The 18,245-nt window shown below is 39.6% G+C and carries 14 protein-coding genes; 13 read left to right on the plus strand and 1 reads right to left on the minus strand.

All coding sequences use genetic code 11. The features are described from left to right. The first annotated feature begins 3 nt into the window (after positions 1-3). The 12 genes from RIC88_RS02940 to RIC88_RS02995 all read left to right on the plus strand — a co-directional run bounded on the left by RIC88_RS02940 (position 4) and on the right by RIC88_RS02995 (position 12,824). Positions 4-687 carry a chemotaxis protein CheW gene (locus RIC88_RS02940; RefSeq protein ID WP_350215970.1) on the plus strand — a complete coding sequence of 228 codons (684 nt, stop codon included), beginning with the start codon at positions 4-6 and terminating at the stop codon, positions 685-687. Continuing rightward, positions 687-1,721: a chemotaxis-specific protein-glutamate methyltransferase CheB gene (gene cheB, locus RIC88_RS02945; protein ID WP_350215971.1), complete on the plus strand. Its 1,035-nt coding sequence runs from the start codon at positions 687-689 to the stop codon at positions 1,719-1,721. Before RIC88_RS02940 ends, cheB begins: the two co-directional genes overlap by 1 nt. Continuing rightward, on the plus strand, positions 1,722-3,434 hold the full coding sequence (locus RIC88_RS02950; protein ID WP_350215972.1) for a chemotaxis protein CheA: 1,713 nt from the start codon (positions 1,722-1,724) through the stop codon (positions 3,432-3,434). A 17-nt stretch (positions 3,435-3,451) separates the two neighbouring features. Further along, positions 3,452-4,255: a CheR family methyltransferase gene (locus tag RIC88_RS02955; protein WP_350215973.1), complete on the plus strand. Its 804-nt coding sequence runs from the start codon at positions 3,452-3,454 to the stop codon at positions 4,253-4,255. Positions 4,256-4,277: 22 nt separating this feature from the next. Further along, complete coding sequence (locus RIC88_RS02960) at positions 4,278-4,640, plus strand: response regulator (RefSeq protein ID WP_350215974.1); 363 nt, start codon at positions 4,278-4,280, stop codon at positions 4,638-4,640. 82 nt (positions 4,641-4,722) lie between these two features. Beyond that, a complete protein-coding gene (locus tag RIC88_RS02965; protein WP_350215975.1) occupies positions 4,723-5,319 on the plus strand; it encodes a hypothetical protein in 597 nt (198 codons plus the stop codon). A gap of 80 nt (positions 5,320-5,399) precedes the next feature. Beyond that, positions 5,400-5,762, plus strand: coding sequence for a response regulator (locus RIC88_RS02970; RefSeq protein ID WP_348277838.1), 363 nt, complete (start codon positions 5,400-5,402; stop codon positions 5,760-5,762). 18 nt (positions 5,763-5,780) lie between these two features. After that, positions 5,781-8,387, plus strand: a complete 2,607-nt coding sequence (locus RIC88_RS02975; protein WP_350215976.1) for a nitrate- and nitrite sensing domain-containing protein — start codon at positions 5,781-5,783, stop codon at positions 8,385-8,387. After that, positions 8,384-8,758 (plus strand): response regulator, encoded by a 375-nt coding sequence (locus RIC88_RS02980; protein WP_350215977.1) that lies wholly within the window; start codon positions 8,384-8,386, stop codon positions 8,756-8,758. The genes RIC88_RS02975 and RIC88_RS02980 overlap by 4 nt, the downstream gene beginning before the upstream one ends. Beyond that, positions 8,748-9,215: a chemotaxis protein CheX gene (locus RIC88_RS02985; RefSeq protein WP_350215978.1), complete on the plus strand. Its 468-nt coding sequence runs from the start codon at positions 8,748-8,750 to the stop codon at positions 9,213-9,215. Before RIC88_RS02980 ends, RIC88_RS02985 begins: the two co-directional genes overlap by 11 nt. A gap of 5 nt (positions 9,216-9,220) precedes the next feature. Next, complete coding sequence (locus RIC88_RS02990; RefSeq protein ID WP_350215979.1) at positions 9,221-10,018, plus strand: hypothetical protein; 798 nt, start codon at positions 9,221-9,223, stop codon at positions 10,016-10,018. 61 nt (positions 10,019-10,079) lie between these two features. Then, entirely contained in the window at positions 10,080-12,824 is a 2,745-nt protein-coding gene (locus RIC88_RS02995) for a TonB-dependent receptor (RefSeq protein ID WP_350215980.1), read from the plus strand. A 49-nt stretch (positions 12,825-12,873) separates the two neighbouring features. Here the strand turns inward: RIC88_RS02995 and RIC88_RS03000 are convergent, their stop codons facing one another. Next, positions 12,874-14,481, minus strand: coding sequence for an ABC-F family ATP-binding cassette domain-containing protein (locus tag RIC88_RS03000; RefSeq protein ID WP_350215981.1), 1,608 nt, complete (start codon positions 14,479-14,481; stop codon positions 12,874-12,876). A 251-nt stretch (positions 14,482-14,732) separates the two neighbouring features. Between RIC88_RS03000 and RIC88_RS03005 the strand changes: the two genes are divergently transcribed. Beyond that, positions 14,733-18,161, plus strand: coding sequence for an ATP-binding protein (locus tag RIC88_RS03005; RefSeq protein WP_350215982.1), 3,429 nt, complete (start codon positions 14,733-14,735; stop codon positions 18,159-18,161). Positions 18,162-18,245 lie beyond the last annotated feature (84 nt).

Raw genomic sequence — 18,245 nt, forward strand, 5'->3', positions numbered from 1 at the left:
GCGATGGCATTGGGGAAAAACTTAAAAAAGCAGCAACTAATCTCGGGAGAGAAAAAGAAGAAAGCCACCAAAAAGGTGGTAAAGAAGAAGCTTATCACAAGTGAGAAGAAAAAGAGGAAACCATCCAGGGAAGAGGAAGTAGTCAATTATATCACGGAGAAGGAACAAGAGCGTAAGAAGAAACTTCGGGAAACTCATGTAAAAGAAATAGCCGCTTTTTCCGGTCGGCAAGTACAATTCGTTATCATCACAATTGGTTCTGAAGAATATGCTTTAGATATCTCGGCGATTCGGGAGGTTGTAGTGGTGCCTAAGCTTTCCGAGGCTCCAAGTACAGAAACACCGGCACACATAAAAGGAATTGCATCAGTTAGGGAAAAGACTTTTCTTGCCATGGACCTGGCCACAAAGTTTAACAAAAGCCTTAGAACCGAGGCTAAATATCTACTTACCCTGAACAACACAGGAAACTCTGTAGGATTTTTACTCAAGAGCCTTCCGGTCACATTAAAAGTTAGTGGTGATGATGTATCTTCAGACCTTACAATGCTGGACACAGCAACAAAAAATCTAAGCTATATAAAAGGGATTATTCAACTTGATGAAAGACTTATCTTCTACTTAGACCTCAATGAGCTAATAGCAAGTGATAAAGCCATCGTAGTACCTGATGAACTATTAAATTGATGGCAGCAAAACTCAAAATATTGGTAGTTGATGATTCCGCTTTTATGCGGTTGCTCATTACTGATTTACTATCAGAAGATTCTCAAATTGAAGTTATCGGGACCGCAACTAATGGACTTGAAGCAATCGACCAGGTGAAAGAGCTTCATCCTGATGTTGTTCTTTTAGACTTGAACATGGCAGAATATGATGGTCTTTATGCTGTAAAAGGCATCATGGATGAACGCCCCACACCGATACTGATCCTTAGTTCTGTTGGGAATACAGATTTACAACCCATTTTTGAAGCGCTTAAGAACGGAGCTGTTGACTATATTAATAAGCCGGACAGGAACAAATCAAAAATGCGCGAGCTTCAAAAAGAGCTCATTCAAAAAATAAAAAGTGCCTCACGTGCCAAGCCTAAAAAAGCTGTCATCAAGTCTAAGGTCAAGGTGGTCACTCCAAAAACCAAACGTAAGTCATCGAGTTATGACCTGATCGCAATTGGAGCTTCTACCGGTGGGCCAACCGCCATAGAGCGCGTGATATGTTCACTACCTCGGGATTTTGACATTCCCATCATCGTTTGCCAACATATGCCAGCGACTTTCATACCTCAATTTGTTCAAAGGCTAGGAGCACTGACGGAACTTGAGGTGGTCTCAGCCACACATGGAATGGAACCAACTCCAGGAGTCGTTATATTTTGCCCGGGCCATGCCAACCTGATTTTGGTCAAAGGTTCTGATAAAGCGGTAGTCGATTTTACTGATGAGGTATATCAGGAATATAACAATCCATCCATCAATGCAATGATGCTAAGTGCAGCAAAAGTGTATGGGAAAAAAATGGTTGGAGTGCTGCTGACAGGAATGGGTAAGGATGGTGTGAAGGGAATGATGGCTATTCACAAAGTGGGTGGTAAGACCATAGCGCAGGATAAAGAAAGTAGTGTGATATACGGCATGCCGAAAGCAGCATATGAGGCAGGCGCAGTGGACGAAGTGATTGACATAAAAGACATTGGAAACTATTTGGTTAACGATTTATAAGTGGCATCAAAAGAAGAAGAATATCGCCAATTATTCCTGACGGAAGCCCTCGAGAACTTCGAAGAGCTCAACCGGCTATTTGTGGAGCTAGAAAAAGACCACTCCAGCAGGAAAGCAATTGCCAATATATTCAGGATTGTTCACACCCTTAAGGGCAATGCCATGGGGATGGGGTACGATAAAATTGCCGATTTAGCCCATACCGTTGAAGATATTTTTGGAGCCATTAAGAATGGAGAAGTTCCTTTAGATAGTGAACTGGTTGATGGACTTTTTAGGGCCAATGACAAACTAGGTGGACTAATAAATGCTGTAACTACAGGTGAAAAGGTCAGCTACCTGGGTATTAAAACAAAGCTTGCTGTTTATCTTAAAAATGCCAGGGAAGAGAATGCTGACAAACCTGACTCTAAACCGGAAGACGTTTCTTTAGACCAGGAACTCCCAGTCCCTGAACAAGAAGTAGAAGAAAGCGGGACTAATATTCAATTTGCTGATGTAGTTCAGATTCCTGTAAAGAAAATGGATGACTTGCTCAACATGGTCGGCGAGCTGGTTATCGAAAGAGACAGGCTAATTGCCCTGTTTGGGTCGGAGGGAAGAAGTACGCTTGAGTTCGAGCGAATAAAACGTATCTCATCAAATCTGCATTATGGGATAATGAACGTTCGAATGGTTCAGATGGGCTTCCTTTTTAATAAATTTCATCGAATCTTACGTGACGCTGCTTCTACTGAAAAGAAAAAAGTGGAGTTGGTCCTTCAGGGAACTGAGGTTGAAATCGATAGAAATATCCTCAAAATTATTAGTGATTCCATGGTTCACCTGGTTAGGAATGCTGTCGGTCACGGAATTGAATCAGCACCGGAAAGGAGAGATTCAGGAAAACCACCCACTGCAAAAGTCACCCTTTCAGCAAACCTGGAAAAGGATAGTGTTGTAATAACTATTTCAGATGACGGAAAAGGCATAGACACTGTCAAGATTAAAGAAAAGATTGTGCGACAAAAAATGGTCAGTCAAGACGTTGCAGACCGTCTGTCAGAAACAGAAATCATAAGGTATATATTCGAACCCGGTTTCTCAAGTGCCGAAAAGGTAACGGAGATTTCAGGAAGGGGAGTTGGAATGGATGTGGTGAAAAAGGCAGTTGAATCTATTGGGGGACAAGTTCTGGTAGATACGGAGTTGGGAATGGGAACATCCATTCATCTGGTATTGCCATCATCATTGGCTCTTAAAGGTGCTTTACTATTCGAAGTAGATAACCAGGAATATGCTATTCCATTAGCATATATTGATTCGGTGGCTTACTTAAAGAAAGAAGAAATTCATCAGGTAGGAGATAGTTTGATGGTTGACTACCAGGAGCATTCACTCCCAATCATTTTTCTTAAAGGTCTTCTTGACACACCGGATACTTCCAACATAGATCAAATGGAAATTGGTCAGAACTACTTACAAAATATTGGAAATCAAGACCAGATAAATGTAATCGTAACCACTCATTCAGGCAGGCTTTTAGGCCTTGTGGTGGATAAGCTGCAAAGACAAAAAGAGATCATCGAGAAAAAACTCCCTAAACCACTGGATAGCAGCAAGTTGTTGAGTGGAACAACGATTTTGGGTTCAGGAAATGTATGTCCAGTACTAGATGTGGCCTCAATTATGGATATCTTGTTTCAATCAGCAACTAAAACCTTAGAGTCATAGCAACCATAACAACCGATATGATCAGCGATGAAGAGCTAACCGCTCTCATGCAAGCAATAAACAATCGTTATGGGCTGGATTTCACCAACTATGAACGAACATCCTTAAAAAGAGGAATCGTTCGCTTGATGATGAAGCATAATATGGAATCTATCATTGAGCTGTGGTCATTGATCTTGAAAGACAATGAATTCTTCCTGAATGCCATAGATGATCTATTGGTAAACCTAACAGAGCTTTTTCGAAATCCCGATGTTTGGATTCAACTGAGAGATAAAATCATACCTGAGATTTCAAATAAGTCAATGAAAATCTGGCATGCGGGGTGCTCAACCGGTGAAGAGGTTTACACCATGAATATTGTATTGGAAACGCTCAATATGCTTAGCAGGGCTAAGCTTGTTGCTACTGATTTGAGTAAAACAGCACTGAATAAAGCCAAAAAGGGACACTATTCACTAGCTACACTTAAACAATACATTGTTCCCTTTTTGAAGTTCTTCCCGGACAAGGATATGAAAGATTACTTTGATTTTCATGACAAGCATGCGAACATAAAATCAAAGTACCAGACCAATGTGAGTTTCAAAATCCACAACCTGGTGATGGATAAGATGGAAGACAAGTTTGACATCATTTTTTGTCGAAATGTGATGATTTATTTTGATGAAACGCTAAAACACAGGGTTTTAGACCTATTGCACAGCTGCCTGAAAGATGACGGGTATCTGATTATTGGCTACTATGATATAATGCCTGAGTATGGTAAATCAAAGTTTGCTATTCACAATGTGAAGACACGTATTTATAAGAAAAAATAATGATATTCTAAATAATTTGCTTATGCGGGTATTAATAGTAGATGATTCAACATATATCAGATCCAGTCTAAAGTCGCTGTTGGAGGAGCATGGGTATGATGTAGTAGGAGAGGCTAAAAATGGTGAAATGGCCATCGATCTCGCGCTGGAACTAAGACCGGATGTAATAACGCTCGACAATATTTTACCTGACATGACCGGATTGGATGTGTTGAAAACAATAAATGATGACCAATTCGAATCAACAGTGATAATGATAAGTGCCGTGGGGCAACAGTCTGCTATCGTTGATGCAATGTCTAATGGAGCGAAACATTATCTGGTAAAGCCGTTTGACAATTCAGAGTTAATCGCTATTTTGAAGGAACTCGATGAAGAATCCTGATGGTTCGCCTAAAACTTTAATAAGATTAAGAATATTGGACTATTTTGACCAAAAAACCGTACAACCTACTTTATAGAAAAATATGATTGCAGATTTGAATGATAGTGAAATGAAGGTGGCTACCAAGCTTATTTTCGATGGGCTTTCGATGGCCAAGTCATCTATGGAGCAGATTCTTCAAAGTCCGATATCCATTGAGCAAATTGATTACGTAAGTGCAGAACTTGATATGGAGCGTTTTGGAGGTCCAAATCAGGATGTTCACCTAATCAAAACAGAGTTGATGGGTGAACTGAAGGGAACCAGCCATCTAATCTTCTCTGAAAATGAAGTAGCCAAGCTTTATGAAGCATGCCTACCTGAAAAAATCGCCAAAGACGATTCCAAGGAAAGTAAGATCATGAAAATGGGGTTTCTGACTGAAATAGATAATATGGTATCTGCTGCAGTTATAACGGAGTTCTCTAATAAATTAGATGTTGAGATATATGGAAATGTTCCATCTTTAAAAGTATTAAAAGCAACTGAATTGAATGATTTCATTGTTAAAGAATCCAGCGAATTTGAATCAATTATTCATTTCAAGGCAGTTTTTCATGGAAAAGAACTAGATATTTGTCCGGATTTTATTTGGGTGTTCCACAATAAATTCGTGGATAAAATAAAGAATCTGGTTTAGTTACTCATTATCACCCTATGTACCATGAAAGTGGTACTCAATCGTTTAAATAAAGTGATAAAACAGTAATAAAAAGTAAAATGAGCAAGACAGTTTTAATTGTAGATGATTCAATCTACATGCGATCATTGATAAAAACTGCAATGGAAGGTGCAGGTTTTGAGGTAGTGGGTGAAGCCCAAAATGGCGAAAGTGCCATCGACCTGGCAGTTCAATTACAGCCGGACTTAATAACATTGGATAATATTCTTCCTGATATGATGGGATTTGAGATCCTGAAAGTGCTAAAAGATGAAGAAGTACCGTCCAAGGTGATTATGGTAAGTGCTGTAGGACAGCAGACAGTTGTAAATAAAGGGCTATCCTTAGGTGCATCTGAATATATTGTTAAACCATTTACCGAAGAGGATTTACTCAAGGTAGTAGAAAAAGTACTTGCATAGTATACATATGCACGCTTCATGATAAAAAGACTAACCAACCTACCCATACGCCAAAAATTTGCGGTTATTATTATCCCGCTTATAGTTATCATTTTGGCTTTCGATTACCTGCAGGTGAGGTATCACTACCTGGATTATTCAGATAGTGTACGCTTAAATAAGGCGATTACCGTAGGGATTGAAATTAATCACGTTGTACACGAGATTCAGAAGGAGAGAAGCATCTCCTCTGGTTTTTTGGCGAATGAAGGCGAGAGCTTTGGTGTAAAGCTTAATCAACAGCGTCAGCGAACTGATAGTACGCTGCAGCAGTATTACAATGAAATAACCAGCGAAGATCTGGAAGATTTGATGGCCCTTCATCGCACGGATTTAGATGAATTGAACGGATATTTTGATAAGCTTAGTTCACTACGCAAGAGCATTGACCAACATAGGATTTCTTCGGAAGCGTCAATCGATCGTTTTTCTGAGATCAACGACATGGGATTGAATACTGTAATAAAGTTGATTGATGAGACAAGGGATAAAGAAATAGCTCAACAAATCCATGCGATCATCTACTTCCTGAAATCTAAAGAATACGCAAGCATTGAGCGAGCCATAGGAACTCAGGCGTTCACCCACAATCATATTGGATTTGATCTATATAATCGATTTACAACGCTTGTTGCCAGGCAAAACTCCTATCTGGATGCCTTCAAAATCATTGCAAATGAAGAGTCAATCGAATACTATAATACGATTGTAAAAGGTGATGAGGTTGATGAGGTAGAGCGCATGAGAGAAGTTGTTTTTGAAAATGATACGTTGACTGAAAACCCGGATCGATGGTACGAAGTAGCTACCACCAAAATCAACTTGCTGAAAAGGGTGGAAGATTACATGTCGGATAATATCCAGAAAAGGACAGAAGTAATTGCCAGCAACTCTGTTCGCAATTTTTGGACGTTTTTAATTCTTGACATAACAATAGGCATTATCGCATTTTGGCTAATGACCACTCTGGTGACTAACCTTTTAAAGAATGTGAGTATACTAGAGGCATTCACACGTAGAATTTCTGCAGGTGATCTTTCAAAAAAGGTGGTTATTCCTACAAAAGATGAGCTAGGTCAATATGCAAACACCTTTAATAAGATGGTGTTAGAGATACGTAAATCTCAATTTGAATTAAGAAAGCAACGGGATAAAGCAAAGTTCCTATACAAGAATATTTATGGTGTTTCGCTAGTAGTTTTTGAAAACATTGAACAAGGTATTTTTCTGTTAGATAAGGAATTTAAAATCTCTAAATTTCATTCTAAGGCCATGAAGGAAATCTTCAGCAATGATCGAATTGCCGGAGAAAACTTCACCAATTTCATGCGTCCGCTGATACTTCCAAGGGAACTTGAGGCTTTGGAAATGTTCATGCGACACCTCTTTAATGAGGATATGGACGAAGAAGTGGTAAATCAGCTCAACCCGATTGATCAGGTAAAGATTCATACCGAGCAAAATGGCATTGTGGCCACAAAGTACATTCGGGTAGAATTCACACGTATTTTCAGGAAAGAAAAGATTCAAAACATCATGGTAACTGTATCTGATGAAACCGAGTCTATCTTACTGCAGCAGCACTTAAGTGAAGCAGAGAAGAAGAAACAGCAGGAAACCGAAAGAGTACTTAGTATATTGAAAATTGATCCTTCTATTCTTAGAGGATTCCTTCATAATTCTCGTAAAATGCTGAAAAGCATATCGGAGCGCTATGAAAAGAATGACGATGATGAATACTCTGATCTTTTAAGCTTCACATTCGATGTGATTCACAATCTCAAAGGAAATGCGGTAGTGATTGGTATGGAGCTAATGGCGAATAAATTCCATGAGATAGAGGATGCGATTACCGCATTACAGGCAAAAGAAGTAAGAGGAAAAGACTTTTTAGCTATCCTTTATGAGGTTGACGAAGCTGATCGGATGATTGCAGAAATCGCCGAAATGCTATTTAAGATCATCAATATTTACAAGAAGTTCCCGGCCGAGGGCGATTCAGTTTCCAATATCATGGTTATTGATTCCCTTGAACGCGGTGCTGAGCTAATCGCAAAAGAAGTTGGCAAATCAGTAAATCTGACATTTGACAACATTGAAAATGTAGTACTACCTGAGACCTATATCAATCCTTTCAAGGATATGATGATCCAGCTGATCCGAAATTCGATAGTACATGGTATTGAGGCACCAAGTGTGCGGATGAATAACGGAAAAGTCATTATGGGAGAAATCCTCATTGAGTTGTCTAAAAGTGATGATGAAGTTTTCATCAGGTATAAAGATGACGGAAGAGGTTTAGATCTGGAACAGATTAAGATCAAAGCTGTTGAACATGGTGTTGTGACGGAGACAAAACTGAAAGGGATGGAAGACTTTGAAATACAGGAATTGATTTTCCACGAGGGGTTTTCCACGGCGGATAAATCTGACAGCCATGCCGGAAGGGGGCAAGGCATGCATCTGGTAAAATCCATTCTGAAAGATTTCAAAGGAGCACACGAAATAAATTCAACCCCGGGAAAATCATTTGAAATGATAATAAAGCTCCCGATTCTTAATCAGGAAAAAGAGGCTGAGCAATGAAAAAGAGACTGTTGATCGTAGACGATTCTTCTGTGATGAGGCGCACGATAGAGAAGAACCTGGCAGATTATGATTTAGAAATAATTGGGCAGGCAGCCAATGGAGTTCAAGCGGTTCAGATGGTAATGGAAAAAAAACCTGATGTGGTTACACTGGACATCACCATGCCTGAAATGGATGGAATTGCGTGCCTGGAGGAGATCATGAAGATAAACCCGGAAACCAAGGTGATGATTATAACGGCATTAGCAGACAAGCTAACTGGTCTCATTGCCCTGGATAAGGGCGCCAGGGGTTTTATGTATAAGCCAGTGAATGCGAACGATCTTTCGAGGGCATTTGATAAACTACTGAAAAGGGATGGAGAGTAGGAAAGAAGAATTTGAGGCAACCTGTAACCTGTTCATTAATTCGGTGAGCAATTACTTTAAGCACCTAACGGAAATTGACTCAGATATGAAGGTGCCATACCTGAAAGAGTCAGACGGTTTGGTGCTAAAGGATTTTACCGGAATGATCGGGATATCCGGCAGCAGGCAAGGTTTCGTATATATATCCGCAAACAGGGAAATGTTCGCTGATCTCATCAATCTTTTTATTGGGATAGAAGATCCATCAGAAGAGGATATTCTCGACATGGCAGGTGAAATTTCCAACGTGGTGGCTGGGAATGTAAGAGCAAATCTTGGAGCCAATTTTATGATTTCAGTTCCAACAGTATTCGAAGGGATGCCGGAAGAATTACATATTCCTGAGGATGTTTCCATGTATGTGATTCCCATAAAGTGGAATAACCATGAAGCATTTGTTGTTTTAGGTTTAGATTGATAGTGATGAGCGACTCGAGAAAAAAGACAGATAATAAATCAAACTGGATCATCAATTTTGATAAAATTGAAGACAGTACGAGAAGAAACTATTTTTCTGTTCTTCCTCAAGAGAATCGATTAATGGAGTTTTTCTCAGAGGCATTCGTTATCAACAAACCCAAAGGCAGTGTAGGAGGTGATGGATTTTGGTTACACAATCATGGTGATGATGTGTATCTGGCATTATTCACTTGCGTAGGAGAAGGGCACCTCGCCAGCATGATGATCCGTATCTACATGAATGCACTTAAGAAGATGGTAGAGGGCTATTCCATTGATTTCACAGGATCTATTTTGCAATTTCTGCATCGGGAAGTCCAGGCCAGGTTCAAGGATAAGAACAACATTCTTTTAAATACCAATGCCAACGTTGGCATTGTCAAATTAAACACGAAGACTAAGGAAATGGAGTTTGCGGGTGCCAATATGGATTTATTGCAAGTGCATCGACGTGGAATCAAAATAGTGAAGGGAGAAGAAATGCAAGTGGGAGAGAAACGCGAGCTGCGATCCAATTACACCTCGATTTCCCTGGAAGATGCTGCAGACTCAAGTTTTTATTTATGCAGTACCGGGGTTTTCAATTTGATTGGCGGTCCTAACTTCAAGAAGCTTTCCAAGGAGCAGCTGGCAGAATATTTAAGGGAACACAGAAAAGATACTTTGTTGGATCAAAAACGATTGACAGAGGATTATCTCGCCACATGGACAGGTGCCAACCGTCAAAATGATGATATAATGGTCATCGGTTTCAAAGCTTAGAAATTGTTCTTTTTGTTCATATTTTGATTAGATTCTGTTGATCTAACTTAAAATTATGAATATGAGAAAGAGATTAATTCAATTAGTGATGAGCCGAATTCGGTTCGTTTACATTTCAATCATGATGTTTGGAGCCTTTTTCGGTCACTCCCAAGAGTCTAAAACTATAAGTGGAAAAATAGTTGATGATGAATCCGGAGAGGTAATTATTGGAGCAACGGTGGTAGTTCAAGGTACCACTACGGGTGATGTTACCGGTGTTGATGGTCGATTCTCATTGATTGCTAGACCTGGTGACAAAATAGCAGTGAGCTATGTAGGATATGAGCGAGTTGTTTTTGATGTGATTGAAGCACAAAGCAATTATGATATCTCATTAGTTCCCTCTGCAGAGCAGCTTTCTGAAATTGTAGTTGTTGGAAGTAGGAATCAGAACAGAACGGTAATTGATTCTCCTGTGCCAATTGATGTCATAGATGTGGCGGATGTTGCTGCAACCAATGGTAAGGTAGAAATCAATCAGATTTTACAGTATGCTGCTCCATCATTTAATGCTACCAAGCAATCCGGATCAGATGGTGCTGACCACATTGACCCGGCATCACTTAGAGGCTTAGGACCTGATCAAACCCTGGTTTTGATTAATGGTAAACGAAGACATCAATCTTCATTGGTGAATGTCTTTGGTACTAGAGGAAGAGGAAACTCAGGCACTGACCTGAATGCGATTCCGGCCTCAGCGATTAAACGAATTGAAATTCTAAGGGATGGAGCTTCAGCTCAGTATGGCTCAGATGCTATTGCAGGTGTTATCAACATTGTTTTAAGAAATGATGAAGGTGTTTCCGGTGGTGTAACCTACGGAGCTTATAGTACAGCCATTGGAGAAGGATGGGAAGAGGAAACGGGAGAAACGCTGTATAATGTTGAAGGAAAAAACAGATTAGATGGCGAAGATAAAAGCTTTGACGGAAACACTTACAAGCTGGATTTCAACTATGGATTGCCCATTGGTGAGAAGGGAGGGTTTGCCAACATTACCACCGAGTTTCTTTCTAAAGATCGCACCCTAAGGCCAGGTTTTTCCTGGAGAAAAGGATATGGAACGGCAGCAGTGGATGGCTTCAATTTCATGATAAACTCAGAGGTTCCTATTTCAGAACAAACCAGTTTTTATGCCTTTGGTGGCAGAAGCTTCAGACATACAGATGCTTACGCATTTTCACGTGATGCCTATGTTGATGGAGATCCGGACGCTAGCGATAATAGAAGTGTTCCTAGCCTTTATCCTAATGGGTTTACACCGCATATCACATCAGACATTACCGATGTATCTGCTTCAGCAGGTTTTAGACATAAAATGGATAATGGATGGAATGTGGATTTCAGTAACACTTATGGGAAAAATAATTTTCACTATTACATCACAAACACAAATAATGCTTCGCTAAAGGCTGCATCTCCAACAGATTTTGATGCTGGTGGTCATAACCTTTCTCAGAATGTAACCAATCTTGATTTTAATAAATTCTATAAGAGCATAGCTGCAGGTTTCAACCTGGCGTACGGTATGGAGTATAGAACGGAAAGGTTTACAATCTTTGCAGGAGAGGAAGGATCATACGCCCTTTACGATAATAATGGAGTTGCTATACGAAATCCGGCGGACCAATCCCCTGCAACTGATAGCAACGGTGAAGAACTTCCGGGAGGTTCCCAGGGATTTCCGGGATACAGCCCAGACAATGTTGTAGATAGAGGCCGAACAAACCTTGGGCTTTATTTAGATAGTGAGATTAATCTTTCAGATGATTTTCTGATAGGTGGTGCTGTTAGATTTGAAAAATATAGTGACTTTGGAGAAACATTTAATTTTAAACTGGCAACAAGATATAATGTAAATGAGAGTTTAGCTGTTAGAGGTTCGGTTTCATCGGGATTTCGAGCACCTTCTTTGGCACAGATTCACTACAATTTAATATTTAACAATATTGTTGCAGGTGCATCTGTTCCATCCTTACTTTCAGCAAATACAAGTACTGTGACCAAGGCATTTGGAATTGGGCCGCTTCAGGAGGAAACTGCAACAAACACCTCAATTGGTTTTACCTATAATGCCGGAGGATTTAATCTTACAGTGGATGCTTATTCAATTTCAGTTGAAGATAGAATCGTCCTTACAGACAATTTTGATGCTTCAGGCCTTGGATTGGGAGTAGATGCTGCGCAGTTCTTTGCTAATGGTGTGGACACCAACACAAAGGGGATTGATGTGGTTCTTGGTTACAAGTATGAATTAGCTTCAAACAGCAATTTAAATATTAGCGTTTCTGGTAACTTCAATGAGTTAACTATTGATAAGATCAAGAATGGTAGTCTGAATCAGTTCACGTTCTTTGGGCCGTTCTCACAAGCTTATCTAAAAGCAGCAGCACCTGATTATAAGGTGGGGGCCAGTGTTGGATATACGCTTGACAAGTTCAGTGCAAATCTTTTTGTCACACGGTTTAGTGAGGTTATCCTGCAAGATTTTCAGTGGGTAGATTCACCTGCTACGACTCAAGCAGAAGCTAATGCACTATTTCCTGTAGCTACCGACGTTTACGAAGCAACTACCACAGTGGATTTAAGTCTGTCTTACTCATTTTCTGATAGCTTTCGGTTCACCCTGGGAGGCAATAATATCTTCAATACGTACCCGACACCACAGTTTGATGCTTGGACTGATCAGGGAGGACTGTCTGACTCAGTTCAGATGGGTTCAGATGGAGCCTATTTCTTTGGTCGAATTGGTTTCAACTTCTAAAAAATCATCCTATCAAAAAAGCCGATCCTAAATTTAAGATCGGCTTTTATTATGCCATTTCTAAAGCTTTCTTTTTCTCGAGGTACTCATCGTAAGTACTCAGAGTGTCTAAGTACCCATCAGGTCTCAATTCCAATATTCTATTCGCCACTGTTTGGGTAAATGTGTGGTCATGAGAAGTGAATAGAATGGTGCCAGGAAAGTCTTTTAATGAATTGTTCAGTGCCGTAATTGATTCGAGATCAAGATGGTTTGTCGGTTCATCAAGAATTAAAAGATTAGCTCCCTGAAGCATCATTCTGGAAAGCATACACCTCACTTTTTCACCCCCAGAAAGCACACTGCATTTCTTCAATGTCTCCTGTCCTGAAAACAACATTTTACCCAGAAATCCTCTTATATACACCTCGTCTTTATCTTCATCATCCGCAGTATATTGTCTCAACCAGTCAATGAGATTATCATCTGACTGGAAATATTTGGAGTTATCATTAGGTAGGTACGCATGTGTAATGGTCTGTCCAAACTTGAATGTCCCTGAGGTTGCCTTTTGCTCTTCCATCAAAATTTGAAAGAAAGTAGTGATGGCCGTACTTTCATCACCAACCACCGCAATTTTATCCCCTCTATTCACAAACAGATCCAGATCCTTAAAAAGGAACTCTCCATCTACCTCTTTGCTGAGTCCTTTCGTTTCCAATATTTGATCACCCGCCTGCCTGCTTTGGTTAAAAATGATGGCCGGGTATTTTCTATTTGAAGGCTGGATGTCCTCAACATTGATTTTGTCAAGTAGTTTTTTTCTACTGGTTGCTTGCTTTGATTTGGATGCATTAGCACTAAAACGTGCAATAAATTCCTGTAGCTCTTTTTTCTTTTCTTCAGCCTTTTTGTTGGCAGATGAACGCTGACTTAGCGCAAGCTGGCTAGACTCATACCAGAATGAATAGTTTCCGGTATAAAGCTTTATCTGACCGAAATCAATATCAGCGATATGGGTACATACTGTGTCCAGGAAGTGCCTGTCGTGTGATACTACGATCAGTGTGTTATTGAATTCAAGCAAGTGATCTTCCAGCCAGGAAATGGTATTGATATCCAGGTCGTTTGTTGGTTCATCCAGGATAAGAATGTCCGGATTACCAAATAATGCCTGGGCCAGAAGAACTCGTACTTTTTCGGTTCCATTGAGTTCCTTTACCAACCGATAATGATCTGCCTCGCTAATCCCAAGTCCGCTGAGGAGTGCTGCAGCGTCAGATTCAGCATTCCAGCCATCCATATCTGCAAATTTGGCTTCCAGCTCTGAAGCCCGGTTTCCATCTGCTTCTGAGAAATCCGGTTTAGCATAAATGGCATCCTTTTCTTTCATGATGCTCCACAGCTCTTTATGGCCCATCATCACTGTGTCCAATACAGGAACATCGTCATATTCATGATGATTCTGTTTAAGCACTGCCATTCGTTTTCCGGGCTCTATTTTCACCGATCCGGAGTTAGCAGCTATCTCGCCAGAAAGTATCTTTAGAAAAGTGGATTTGCCAGCACCATTGGCTCCAATAATGCCATAGCAATTGCCAGGTGTAAAATTGATGTTCACCTCATCAAAAAGTACCCTTTTTCCGTATTGTAGAGAGATGTTTTCAGTTGAAATCATGTGCCACTTTAATTAAGCCGCGAAGTTAGAAAGAATTATTGCCATGTTAAAGAATTCATCCTTAATTGACGTAATTAATGATAATTTATAGCTAAATTATAAAAGGTTAAATTCCTTGTCTTAAGAGCATGTACCTACATCTAATGAACACTTTGGTCTGTCGAAAGGGACGCTTTATAGGATTGAGATAATTTAACTTACCATCCGAACCAACATAGGAAATAGGATACTCGCATTATTATTGATCCCGGATGGAAGAACAGGCAGGTTTTTTAAATGAGCTAAATATTCGAAAGCTCTTCTCTCGCATAGTACTCGTGTTTCTGGCGGGGGTTACTTCCGTTCTGATCATTGCCTACATTTCCAATAAAAAGGTAAAACAATATGCTGAAATAAATACTACACTCAATGAGATCCTTAATACTTGTAGTGAGCAACAAACCTTAAGCCAATTCCTGTCAAAAAATGTTTTGCTGTTGGCGAATGATTCAGGTAAGAGCCGGTCGTCCATTTCCATGTTGGATTCAGCGTTGTTTATTTTCAATCGAAATCACAAATCATTGGAACAAGCCAACGCTAGGTTAAGCCTTTCCAAACATTTGGATATAGCTGTTATTGATAGCCTGTACGCTTTGATCACACCATCACTTTCCTCCATGATCAGAAGCAGTTATGGAATTCAGGAAAGTAACAACACTCAAATTTTCAAGAGTAGAATATTAAGCCAAGAAGAGTCATTTCTTCCAATGATGAATCATATGATTGCAGCATATCAGGACATGGTTTTTGTTGTTAATCGAGAGTTGGAGGAAACTATTTCCCGACAGTATTGGCAAATTGGGTTTACAGTGGTGATAGCGGCGCTACTGGTTTTGTTTTTTACGCTCAAATTGGTTCGAGTAAGAATTAACGCAAATAAGATATATTTCAATGACTTGTTTGATTCCAATGCACAATATGAAAGCTTGATAAAAAGCACACAAGAAATTGTATATCAATTAAACGGAAATGGGGAATACATCTATACCAATCCAGCTTTCAAAAAGTTAACCGGACTTTCATTAAAGCAGGCAAACGAAAGAACTTGGCCTGGACTTATTTCCGAAACACAAAGAAAAAAAATAGTTGATTTCTATCAGGAAATGTACCAAAATAGGACAAAATCTACCTATAAGGAATTTCCAATAACCACTAGTTTAGGCGAGGAACGATGGATAGGACAAAGTTCTGACTTTAGCTATGATAAGAATGGAAAGGTGAGCAAGGTGTACAACATTGCTCGGGATATCACCAGCATGATAGAAGCGGCCAAAAAAGAAGAGAAGTACAAAGAGGGGTTGCGTCTACTTAATGAATTGAATGCGAAATCTGAACTTTCAATAAACAATAGGCTGAAATATGGCTTAAAGCTTTGTTGCGAATTTTTGGGCTTGGAAGTTGGTATAGTTAGTAAAACGTGGATGGATGAATACAATGTTGCTGTCTTTTGGCCCGAAGACTGTGGACTTGAGGAAAATCAAAAGTTTGTTTTGGGACACACCTACTGTGATATAACCTTGAGACAAAAGGGTAAGGTACTGGGGATCGACGATATGGCTAGTTCAGAGTATAAAGAACATCCCTGCTTCAAGAGCTTCCAATTGGCATCATACATTGGGGCTGCATATCGTGTAAATGGAAAAGTAGCGGGAACCGTGAATTTTACAAGCAAAAAAGCCAGAAGTGAACCATTCTCAGCTTATGAAATTGACTTTATAACATTGGTAGCCAGATGGGTTGGCACCTTAATGGAATTGAAGGAAAGCCGTAATAAGCTGCTAGAAGAACAAAACCTGCTAAAAACATTTGTTTCCAGAGCCCCGGCAGCCATTGCAATGCTGGATAAGCATATGAATTACATTTCGGCAAGTGAAAAATGGGTTGTAGATCAAAACATAGTCGGTGATATCATAGGCAAATCGCATTACAAAGTATTTCCTGAGATTCCAAAAAAATGGAAAGAGATGCATAAAAGAGCACTTTCCGGCGAGATAGTCAAGCCTGGTATTGAGAAGTTTGAGCGTAAAGATGGAACAGTACAATGGTTACAGGGAGAAATTCACCCATGGTATACATCCAAGGAGAAAATCGGAGGAATAATCATATTTACCAACGACCTCACCGGTATGAAAAAACAAGAACTGGAGCTTAGGAAAGCAAAAGAAGAGGCAGAGGCTGCAGGTAAGATTAAGGAGCAGTTTTTGTCTACCATGAGCCATGAAATAAGGACGCCACTCAATGCTATTATTGGCACTACTCATTTATTGGAAATGGAGCATCCGGAACTCCAGGATAATGATCGCTTGAACATGTTAAAATTTGGCAGCAGCAACTTGCTCTCATTGATTAATGACATTCTGGATTTTCAAAAAATAGAATCTGGAAACCTTGATATTGTCGAAGAAGATTTAAACCTCCGTGAACTTATTGGAAATATCATCGATACCTGGAGAGCTGTTCCACAATCAGGAAAAGTGGAGTTGAGTTGTCACTTCTCTGATAAACTTTCAGATTATTATAGAGGTGATGAAGTACGGTTGACGCAGATCTTGAACAATTTGTTAAGTAACGCATTAAAATTTACCGAAAAAGGTACAGTGCAATTGGAAGTACAACCAGCCAATGGTGGAAAAATACATTTCTCAGTTAAGGATTCCGGTATCGGTATTCCTGAGGATAACCTTGAAACTATTTTTGAAAGTTTCAAACAAATAAATAATGCGCACACTCAAAAAGCCGGTGGCACGGGCTTAGGTTTATCGATCTGTAAAAAATTGGTTGATATCATGGGAGGAGAGCTTAAGGTGGATTCTAAAGTTGGTACTGGTACTAATTTTCATTTTACAGTCAAACTAGGAAAATCACAAGTGACTAGCACACCTGTAAAAGTGAGAAAAGTAGCAAAAGCCTCTCTTAATTTAAAAGTGCTTTTGGTTGAAGATAATCAAGCAAATCAAGAAATTGCCAAGGGGTTTTTGAATCGATGGGGAGTTGAAGTAGACGTAGCAAATAACGGAGAAGTTGCGATTGAAAAGATCAAGTCAAAAGTTTATCACCTGATGCTTATCGATGTACGGATGCCTGTGATGGATGGATATGAGGCCACCAAAAGAATAAGGGCAATGAAAGATCACTATTTTAAAGAGATACCCATCATAGCGCTAACAGCCAGTACCCTTGCGGAATCACGATATAAGATGGAAAAGTCTGGAATGGATGAGATAGTCTCCAAACCATTCGATCCGGATGACTTATTCGAAAAGGTAAGTAGACTTGGACGAAAATCAGTAAAGAAAAAGAAAGTGAAAGTGGCCGAAATGGAAGAATCAAAAGGTTCCTATTTTAAATTTCTGACGGAAGTTTTAGGCGATGACAATGACAAGGTAATGATGATTGCTACAATGGCCATCAAATCTATCAATGATGATTTGAGAGGAAGTAGAGATAGCCTGCCTGCCCAGGATAGGGAAAAGACCTATAACTATTTACATAAGATGAAATCCAATTTGGCGAATGTCGATCAAAAAGATCTGGCTGGTAGAATGCCAGATTATAAGTCGGAAGACTTTTGGGAAAAGTTACCTTCATTTTTGGATGAAGTTGAAGAAGAGATTGAAAAACTTCAAATCCATCTGGTATAGAAGAATTCAATAATCCAACCACTTAATTAAATAAACCTGAGTTCGACGTAATAGAGCCCCTTTATCAGATTGAACCTACTTTAT

It is taken from the genome of Ekhidna sp. (assembly GCF_040220215.1).
Classification (GTDB): domain Bacteria; phylum Bacteroidota; class Bacteroidia; order Cytophagales; family Cyclobacteriaceae; genus Ekhidna.